A 10,367-nucleotide genomic window follows, 5' to 3' on the forward strand; every position below is an offset into this window, starting at 1 on the left:
CTGACGCCACTGGACGACCACGTTATCAAGTGATGTCAGACGCGCCGATTGTGGATACAGCGCATGTTCAGGAAGTATTTGCCGAAACAGCGGTCTCAATTACGCGCGTTGAATTTATGACAATTGTCAAGACGACGCAGGGAAATGGTAATCGACTGGCCGCAATTATTGATGACGCCAACATTCCTGAGGTCGTTGCGACGTTAGCGGGGCACAACACAATTTACGTGACAAGCCCGTCTGTCACAGCTGCCGAAAAATTAGCAGCAGATTTTGATAATTGGATGCAATAAATATGATGGAACGAATAAAAAGTGCGTTAGCCTGGATTAATCGGAAAATCGGCCCGTTTTGGACGCGGTTCCAGCTAACGAGATGGCTGATTGTGGCCTTTTTGGCATTAATTTTTGTGATTAGTGCAGTAGGGACATTTGAAGCTAAAACAACGGATGTCTCAGACTTAAAGGCGCGATTACAATCATCAACTGAAATTTATGATGTGGATGATAAAAAAGCGGGCTCAATTGCTGGTCAAAAGGGGACGTATGTGCAGTTTGATAATATTTCGTCAAACGTGGTGAATGCGGTCTTGGCTACGGAAGATCGTAATTTTTATCACGAGCCCGGCTTTTCAGTGACGGGTATGGCGCGTGGCGCGTTAACCACAATTTGGTACCGCATTCGAGGTATTAATGCCTCGGCTGGTGGTTCGACGTTGACCCAGCAGTTGGTTAAGAATGCTTTTTTGACGCAAAATCAAACGATTACCCGTAAAATCCGTGAATTATTTTTAGCAGTACAAGTTGAAAAAGAATACTCAAAGCATGATATTTTGGCGATGTACTTGAATAACGCCTACTTCGGCCACGGTGTATGGGGTGTGCAAGATGCGGCAGAAAAGTATTTCGGTGTTGATGCCTCACAGTTGTCTGTGAACCAAGGGGCGATGTTGGCCGGTATGCTGCAATCGCCAAACGGGTACGACCCGCTGACGTACCCCAAGAATGCAATCAACCGTCGTAATCAAGTGCTACAAAATTTGGTTAATGATAAAAAGTTGACCCAAGCACAAGCGGATACGTATGCGTCTTATGAAATTGGTGCAGCGGATCACGATGTTAACAATTCAAACTATAATTATCCATACTTCTTTGATGCTGTGATTAATGAAGCCATTAGCAAGTATGACTTGAAGGAAGATGACATCCTGAATGATGGGTATAAAATTTATACCACGATGGATCAGACGGACCAAACCAACTTGCAAGATGATTATGAAGACGAGAGTTTGAATCCGGTTGGTGGTGACTCACAGGCTGCTTCAGTTGTCATGGATGCGAAAACTGGTGGCGTACGCGCGGTTGTTGGGGGACGTGGTGAACACAATTTCCGTGATTTGAACCGTGCAACCCAGATGTATCGATCACCAGGATCGACGATTAAGCCAATTGTAGATTACGCACCATCGTTGTCACGTGGTTTCTCTTATGATTCGGAATTGAAGAATGAGCAGATGAGTTTTGGAACGAACGGCTACTCACCTTCGAATTACAACAACTACACCAGCGCGGATGTGCCAATGTACGTGGCGTTGGAAAATTCTTATAACATTCCTGCCGTTTGGTTGTTAGATCAATTGGGCGTATCGGTGGGTTATAATGCCGGTTTGAAGGCCGGGTTGCCATTGACCAAGTCAGATAAGAATCTGGCTTTGGCCATTGGTGGTGTGAAGAAGGGGGTTACCCCATTGCAAATGACTCAGGCCTATACCAGTTTCGCCAATGGTGGTGAAATGAGTCAGGCACACTTCATTACCAAGATTGTTGATGCTTCCGGTAAGGTAATTGTCCAAGCCAAGCAAAAGCATACCCGTCTCTGGTCGAAGAAAGTTGCTAATGAAATGACGTCGATGATGTTCGGTACGTACACGAATGGTACCGGTAAGTCAGCTGACCCATACGGTTACGATGTTGCTGGTAAGACGGGTACAACTGAGGTAACTGGTGACGGTTCAACAGCGATGAATGCGACTGATTCATGGGCGATTGCTTACACACCGGACGTTGTTGTAACGACCTGGACGGGATATGATTCGAATGCAAATGGGGAATCAATTCCGGCTTACTTATCGGCAACAGCTGGTCCATTGATGAAGACGACGCTGGAACAAGTCATTCCGAATACTGAGCAAACCCAATTTGATGTGAAGAGTGTGCGTCAAAAGATTTCGGCAGCTGATGACGGTGCTTCAAACAGTTCGGATGGGGTATCCAACACGATTAATAGTATCGGGGATGAAGTGAAGCAGGGTGCTGAAAAGGCTTGGAATAATGTAAAGGATGGGGCAAAGGCAGCTTGGTCAGGCATCCGGAACATTCTGGGCAATTAACGCACAGTATGCGATAATAGAACTAACAATAAAAGATTGGATATTTACTTAATATGATTAACATTTACGATAACGTAAACGCTGTTGCCGCTGACTTACGCGAAACAGCACAATACAAGACTTTGCGCGATGCGGTTGAAGCTTTGAACGGTAACGCCGAAGCAAAGGCGGTTTTCCAACGCTTCCAACAAGCACAAATGGAAATCAACCAATCAATGCAAGCAGGTCAAGAGCCTGCACCTGAGCAAGTTGCTGCCTGGCAAGAAATTGCTGGTGAGATGGACAAGCACGATGCGTTGAAGACGATGATGGAAGCAGAACAAGCCGTTAACCAATTGTTGATGGAAATTAACAACATCATCACGAAGCCAATCGCTGAATTGTACGGTCAAGACTAAATCTTTAAAAAGAGCAGTTGTTCACTTATGACAACTGCTCTTTTTTAGTTGCAATCGCTTTATTTTTTTCTACAAATCATGTTATTGTAATGACAATGTTGATGCATTTGTACGGAGGTGACAGTATGGCACAAGCAAGTGGTACATTTTCGATGAGAATAGATCCGGCTTTGAAACAGCAAGCTTCGCAACTTTTTAATGACTTGGGGATTGATTTGTCAGCGGCGATTAGCTTGTTTCTTAAGCAATCCGTCGCGGAACAAGGGCTGCCGTTTCAGCCGTCAAAGGAAACCCATCGAGAACGTGATATAGCACGTTTATTGCTGGAAATTGAACAAGGACATCAAGATAAATTACAAGGTGATACATTTACTGATCAAGAAGTACGAGAAAGATTTGGACTAGACTAACCATGTTGAAAGAACGACGATTAGAGTACACTCGCACAGCCGTGGAAAATTTAGATGACATTTCCAAACGGTGTTAAGTGTCTCATCTAGTGAAAAAATTGCTACTAATATCGTCAAAAGTATTGGTAATGATATTCGGAAATTACAATACAACGTTACATTAGGACGCCCGCTTTCGGCCGTATTGAATCTTGAAAGTGAGTTAACGTATTATCGGTTAGTAAGTGGTAAATACATCGTGATATATGAATTTGACGCCGAAGTTATAACAGTGGATTTAATTGTCTGGGGGAAAATGGATTATATTGCAACTTTGTTTAATGTTTAGTGGAAACGCTCGTCACGAATGACGAGCGTTTTTCTGTCTACAAACTACTGATAGATGCTTGTTAGGATATACCTAACATGGGATAATGGAAAGACATATAACGTGAAAAGGATCGTGGGACAATGAAGTTTATACATGCTGGTGATTTGCACCTTGGCAATCCATTTATGGGTTTAACACAGGTTCCAGCTTGGCTGAAGGGAACATTGCAGCAAGCGACTGAAACAGCATTACAACGATTGGTTGACGATGCGATTGCTGAAATGGTTGATTTTGTACTATTGCCAGGTGATTTGTTTGATACAACGACACCTGATGCACGGGCCCAATTGACGTTGCGACAAGCATTCGAAACGTTGCGATCAGCAGGAATTCCAGTCTATCTAGGGTTTGGTAACCACGACTTTGTGGCTAATTGGCAAAATTTGCCTACCTGGCCAGAGAATGTGACGGTTTTTCCAGCTGAAACAACGACTGTAACTTTAGTGACGAAAGCGCAAGAACGTGTGGCCATCACCGGTTTTTCTTATACGCAACGGCATATTAATGACAACCGTGCCCGTCTTTACCCAGTTAAGCAGGCCAATGTGGATTATCACATTGGTCTGTATCACGGGGCGCTTGGCGAAGATGGCCAGGGTGATTATGCACCGTTTACGTTAAGCGACATGCAAGTTAAGCACTATGACTACTGGGCCCTTGGCCACATTCACGTGCGGCAAACATTGCAAGACAAACCATTCATCGGTTATTCCGGTAGTATTCAAGGCTTAAATAAAAATGAATCGGGTCCCAAAGGCTATTATTTGGTCACGTCGGAGCAAGGTGAATTGGTGCCGACGTTTACGCCAGTGGCCCCAGTGATTTGGCAAACAGCTCGTGTCCAGTTAGCATCAGATGCACCGATGGCAATCCAGCATATTCGACAAACACTGCAGAATGATGATGATTTTCAATTGGTTGAATTATCAGTGACAAGCGAGGACAGTGCGCTGTTGTCGTTGATCATGAATAATCAGTTATTGGCCCAGTTAATCGCTGCATCAACGCCAACCGATAATTTCTTTGTCTATAACATTAAACTTGTAGCAGCTAACGAGGAAGTGTCATTACCAGCTGTGGACCAACAGTACTGGGCGCAGACGGCTGATGATGTATTTAACTATGATATGTTGCAACAGCTTGGTTTAAAACAAGTACAGGATGCGGCAGTATTGCAGGCATTTTTGACGCCAGCGATGTTGGCGGAACTAAAGCAAGCCGTTATCGAAAAATTTCGTTTAACTGAAATGGGGGTTGCGACTGATGAAGATTAAGCAAGCACACATTGTCGGTTTCGGCCAGTGGCGCAATCAGACGTTTGATTTTGTGACACAGTTACAAATCATTCAGGGGTTGAACGAATCCGGTAAGACGACCTTACATCAGTTCTTACTGGGGATGCTGTTTGGTTTCCCGCAAGCTAAGGGTCGCCGTATTAATACGTACGAGCCACTTGAACAGGGACCTTATGGTGGTACCATTACGTTCGATGTAGCGGGAATGGATTACGAATTGACACGATTGGGACGTACGCAGACGACAGTTACGTTACGAACGGTTGCGACGGGGCAACAATTTGCGGATGCGGAACAGACGTTAGCAGAATTGCTGGGACCTGTTGATCGTGACTTATACTTAGCGGTCTTTAGTTTTGATCAGGAAGCATTAGCACAAATTTTTGCCTTACGTCCAGACGAGTTTGCGGAACACCTGCGTACGCTAGCAACGCCTGGGTCAGAACAATGGCTCGCGTTGGCTAATCGTTGGGATAAAGAGGCTACGAATGAATTTGGGGCAACTAAGACGGCGCACCGACCTATCAATGAGGCGTTAACGGCGCTGGCTAACCAGAGAACGGATTTGCAAGCAACAATTGCGAATCGTCCGTCCGTCAACAAATTAGAATCCGCCTATGAAGCCGCTCGGCAACAAGTTGCCACCTTAACTGAGCGACAAAGTCGGTTGACGGCTGATGCCTCTGAACAGGCTGCGCGTCAGCAGCTAGTGCCGGTGTATCAACGGTGGCAGCAATTACAACAACAATTAGCACATGCTGACGAACCGTTGGATACGGCGTTGGCGGATGAGTCTGACCGTCTCGAAGCACAATTGCGGGTTATGCCGGATGTGCCAACGACCACAACAGTTACCCAAGAGCAACTTAATCAGACCCGTGTCGCGCTTGATGAATTTGCAACGTTGCAACAACAGCAACGACAAGCAGCCACGCAACAAGCGCAATTCCAAGATGAACGTGATTCGCTGTTGCAGACGCATCATTGGCAATCTGTGCCAGCTGAATTAACACCGTTTCAAGTAAAAGCTTTGCAGACTGGTACGGGAACGGCTGTTGCGGCGCAATATCGGCGGGCGGGCATTGGGGCCTTAGCCTTCGGTGTTATATTGCTAATTGGCTTGGCAATCGCTGGGCAATTATTAGCGGGAATCGTCTTGTTCATCCTATTGGCCGGAGCCGGCCACGTGCTTTACCGGGTGATGCCAAAGCGGGTGGCACCGGATGTTACCTTGCCAGCGGGCTACGAGGGCATGACTAATGAACAAATAATTACAGCGCAACCGGACGTTCAAAGACTCCATGGTTTGATTGCGCGTATTCAAGAATTGATGACGATGCAACAAACGGTGATGCCAGATATGCAACGGGCGGAAGAACGCTTGAATTGGTTAGGGTATCATTTGACGGAATCTGAATATCGCCAACGGTTAGCGGATGAACAAGCCCAAATGACAACAGCGGGTCAGCAGGCAGTTACTCGGGCACAGTACCAACAACGTCTATTAGAAATTTACCAAGCCCTTGATGTGGCTGGCGCTGCTGCCTTGCAAGCTCGTCGTCAGGAGCAACAGGCGATTCTTGCCAAGCAGCAAGAGGCCGATTTGTTGCGTGAACAACTGGGGGATGCTGATTTAACTGTTTTGGCAGCGGCGAGTGAATCGGTTGACGACGTTGCGCCATCGGCATTGGCGATGCGGTTGCAGACGGAATTAGCGGATGCGCAACAACAACTTGCGCGTTTAGACGTGCAACGCCAGCGATTGGCAACTGATACGACAATCGAAGCCCAACAACAAGCGTTAGCAAACCAAGAGGCCACTGTGATTACTGATATGCAGACGTACTTCACGAATCGTTTAGCGAGTGCGTGGGTGAATCGGGTGTTTAACTTAGCGATTGGTGATCGACTACCGCAGTTATTGTCGTCAGCAAGTGCGTTATTAGCACGCTTAACGCAAGGGAACTACACGCAAATTTCACAGACGAAGACTTTAATTAAAGTAACACGTCAAGATGGGGTGATGTTTACCGTGACGCAATTGTCAAAGGGAACAGCTGAACAAGTTTACGTCGCCATGCGCTTGGCATTCGTTAAGTTAGTTGCACCCACGTTAGCCTTGCCAATTATGATTGATGACGCATTTGTAGACTTTGATACACCGCGACAGGAAACCATGTTGCAGGTACTAGCTGAAATGGCCACAGATGAGCAACAAATTTTGTACTTTACGGCACGACGAACAACAGGACACCATATCTTGGATTTGAATGAGCTAAAGGGGGATAAGTAACATGGCAGAAGTGAAACAACTGCGCGATTATCAAGTTGATGAGCGCATGGACATCTTTGTCCTATTGAAGGAAGTTGATCCACGGGTCACACAACAAGGTAAACGGTATCTGGCTGTCTCTGTTGCGGATCGGTCGATGGAAATCCGCGGCATGAAGTGGGATGCAACACAAGAAGAGGCGGATACATTGCAAGCCGGCATGGTTATTTTTATGACAGCTGTTCGGCAAGTGTATCAGGATAAGCCACAACTTAAAATTCTATCAATGCGCCCAACCCGAGTGGGCGAACCGCAAGATCCGAGTGATTTCATGAATGCAGCGCCAATGAAGGCGAGCGAGATGGAAGAAGAAGTCTCGGCGTTGATTTTCCAAATTACTAACGCGACGTGGCAACGGATTGTGCGCCACTTGTTATCGAAGTATCATGATGAGTTTTATAAGTACCCAGCAGCTAAGAGCAATCATCACGCCTTTGCTGGCGGACTTGGCTTCCACTCATTGTCGATTGCTCGTTTGGCCCAAGCGATTGTGAAGCAGTATCCAGGGGTCAATGCTAGTTTGTTATATGCGGGTGCTTTGTTGCACGATTTGGGTAAAGTGATTGAACTAACTGGCCCAATTGCAACACAGTATACGACGGCAGGTAACTTAATTGGTCACATTGTCCTGATCGATGAACAGATTGTTTTGGCAGCAAATGAACTCCATCTGGATTTGTATAGCGAAGATATGTTGGTGCTACGCCATACTGTGTTAGCTCACCATGGGTTGATGGAGTATGGGTCACCTGTCCGTCCGTTGATTAAGGAAGCGAATATTTTGCACCAGTTGGATGAATTAGATGCCAATATGCAAAGTTTTGATAACGCGTTAGCCGAAACAGAACCGGGCGAATTTTCACAACGCCAGTGGGCATTAGATAACCGAAATGTATACAAACCTGATCTAAAATAATGTGAAAAGCGTACCTCTTGTGAGACGGTGCGCTTTTTATTGTGCGTCAAATGTTCCGGCATTGGGATATATTAGAAAATTCTTTTCGTGGAAAACGTTTGCATTGTGAAAGGTTTTTACATAAAATAGACAAGTACTATTCATAAGTTTGTGGATTTTTTTGAGATACGAGAGGTTTAACAATGGAATACTTGATCGGAGTTGACTTGGGAACAACGTCAACTAAGGCAGTTTTGTTTGACACTGAAGGTCACGTGATTGCCAGTGCCAACAAGGGTTACAAGTTGTACCGTGATGAGCCAGACATGGCAGAAGAGGACCTAAACGAAATTTGGGAAGCCTTCGTCGACGCAATGACAGAAGTTGTGCGTGGCGCAAACGGTGGCAAGATTTTGGGTGTGTCATTCAGTTCAGCAATGCACTCATTGATCGCATTTGACGCTGATTGGCAGCCTTTGACACGTGTTATCACGTGGGCTGACACGCGAGCAGTTAAGTACACGGAAGAGTTGAAGTCAACTGGTTTGGGCCAAGAGATTTACAGCAAGACGGGTACACCAATTCACCCAATGGCGCCATTGTCAAAGATGTTGTGGTTGAAGAACGAAAAGCCTGACGTTTACAACAATGCGGCCCACTACTTGGGAATTAAGGAATACTTGTTCCACCGTTTGTTCGGTGCTAACAAGATGGACATCTCAATTGCTTCTGGAACAGGTATGTTCAACATCTTCAACTTGGATTGGGATGAGCAAGCACTTGAAGTGACTGGTATCAAGAAGGAACAAATGCCACAAGCAGTTGAACCTTACGAGATGGAAAAGGGCATGGTTGCCGAATACGCTGCTGTGATGGGCTTGGATATTGATACGCCATTCATTTACGGTGCCGGTGACGGTCCTTTGTCAAACTTGGGTGTTAACGCTGTGCAACCTGGTGTTGCCGCGGTAACGATTGGTACATCAGGTGCCATCCGTGTTGTGACTGACGCACCTAAGATTGATCCTAAGGGACGTACATTTACGTATGCTTTGGACAAGGATCACTGGGTTGTCGGTGGACCGGTTAACAACGGTGGGGATGTCTTCCGTTGGGCCCGCGACAAGATGTTTGACGCTGAGAAGTCAACGGCTGCCTTGATGGGTGTCGATACGTACGATTTGTTGACGGAAATCGCGTCAAAGATCCCAGCTGGTGCTGATGGTTTGCTATTCCACCCATACTTGGGTGGTGAGCGTGCCCCAATCTGGGATGCCAACGCCAAGGGTTCATTCTTTGGTTTGACACACAATCACACGCGTGCTCACATGGTTCGTGCCGTTCTTGAAGGGATTATCTTCAACATCTACATGGTTGCTTTGGCCTTGGAAGAAGTTGTTGGTGACTTGAAGTCAGTGCAAGCAACTGGTGGTTTTGCCCGTTCAGCTTTGTGGCGTCAAATGACGGCTGATATCTTTGAGCAACCTGTTACGGTGCCAACGGCCTTTGAGTCAGGTGCTTTGGCTGCGACGGTTATGGCACAAAAGGCTTTGGGAATGGTTGATAGTTTGGATGTTATCGCCGACATGGTTGGTGATTCAAACACGTACGCACCAAACCCAGAAAACTACGAAGTTTACCGTGAGTTGACACCAATCTTTATTCGTTTGGCGCGTCAATTGCAAACGGAGTACGCAAACATTGCGAACTTCCAACGTAAGCACGTCAAGAAGGAAGACAAGTAAACTTGTTTTCGACTAAACAGATAAACAATTAAAACGTTGCTCACAGCACGTGACTTTATGCCCGTGCTGTGAGCGTTTGTTTTGAATGGCATAATTTACCTATTTTAAGGAGTAGTTTAAACGATGGAATTCGTTATGTTGGCAATTGCAATTTTGATATTGCTTGTCTTGATTGTTAAGTTCAAGTTGAACACGTTCGTATCATTGGTTGTGACGGCGTTTATCTTGGCTTTGTTGTTGGGTATGAACCCAATGGATGTCCCAAGTGCTGTCTTGGGTGACCAAGGTATGGGTAATATCTTGGGATCAAATGCCGTTATCTTCATCTTCGGTGGTATGATTGGGCGTTTGGTTGCGGACGCGGGCGGTTCATACCGTATCGCGAAGACGTTGATCAACTGGTTTGGTATCAAGCGTCTACAATGGGCTGTTTTGATTGCCTCATTTATCATCGGAATTTCAATGATTTTTGGTGTCGGCATGGTTTTGTTGATTCCAATCGTCTTTGCGGTTGCGATTGAGGCTGGTGTGCC

The 10,367-nt window shown here is 45.9% G+C and carries 8 protein-coding genes and 1 pseudogene; all 9 read left to right on the forward strand.

Annotation, left to right across the window (positions count from 1 at the left end; genetic code table 11):
- Nucleotides 1–293 (forward strand): annotated as a pseudogene (locus tag WEIDD23_RS14110) (ArgR family transcriptional regulator); the annotation flags it as partial.
- 2 nt (nucleotides 294–295) lie between these two features.
- Entirely contained in the window at nucleotides 296–2,389 is a 2,094-nt protein-coding gene (locus tag WEIDD23_RS00195) for a transglycosylase domain-containing protein (RefSeq protein ID WP_172397601.1), read from the forward strand.
- 53 nt (nucleotides 2,390–2,442) lie between these two features.
- On the forward strand, nucleotides 2,443–2,787 hold the full coding sequence (locus tag WEIDD23_RS00200; protein WP_010370449.1) for a YlbF family regulator: 345 nt from the start codon (nucleotides 2,443–2,445) through the stop codon (nucleotides 2,785–2,787).
- Nucleotides 2,788–2,912: 125 nt separating this feature from the next.
- Nucleotides 2,913–3,197, forward strand: a complete 285-nt coding sequence (locus WEIDD23_RS00205; protein WP_062358598.1) for a type II toxin-antitoxin system RelB/DinJ family antitoxin — start codon at nucleotides 2,913–2,915, stop codon at nucleotides 3,195–3,197.
- Between the two features lie 450 nt (nucleotides 3,198–3,647).
- Nucleotides 3,648–4,841 carry a metallophosphoesterase family protein gene (locus WEIDD23_RS00210; RefSeq protein WP_062358600.1) on the forward strand — a complete coding sequence of 398 codons (1,194 nt, stop codon included), beginning with the start codon at nucleotides 3,648–3,650 and terminating at the stop codon, nucleotides 4,839–4,841.
- Nucleotides 4,831–7,155: an ATP-binding protein gene (locus WEIDD23_RS00215; RefSeq protein ID WP_010370458.1), complete on the forward strand. Its 2,325-nt coding sequence runs from the start codon at nucleotides 4,831–4,833 to the stop codon at nucleotides 7,153–7,155. The genes WEIDD23_RS00210 and WEIDD23_RS00215 overlap by 11 nt, the downstream gene beginning before the upstream one ends.
- A gap of 1 nt (nucleotide 7,156) precedes the next feature.
- Entirely contained in the window at nucleotides 7,157–8,110 is a 954-nt protein-coding gene (locus tag WEIDD23_RS00220; RefSeq protein WP_010370461.1) for a 3'-5' exoribonuclease YhaM family protein, read from the forward strand.
- A 182-nt stretch (nucleotides 8,111–8,292) separates the two neighbouring features.
- Nucleotides 8,293–9,834: a gluconokinase gene (gntK, locus tag WEIDD23_RS00225; protein WP_010370464.1), complete on the forward strand. Its 1,542-nt coding sequence runs from the start codon at nucleotides 8,293–8,295 to the stop codon at nucleotides 9,832–9,834.
- Nucleotides 9,835–9,957: 123 nt separating this feature from the next.
- A partial coding sequence (locus WEIDD23_RS14115) for a GntT/GntP/DsdX family permease (RefSeq protein ID WP_278279459.1) occupies nucleotides 9,958–10,367 on the forward strand: 410 nt, incomplete at its 3' end.

The organism is Weissella sp. DD23 (assembly GCF_001579105.1).
GTDB classification, from domain to species: Bacteria; Bacillota; Bacilli; order Lactobacillales; family Lactobacillaceae; genus Weissella; species Weissella cibaria.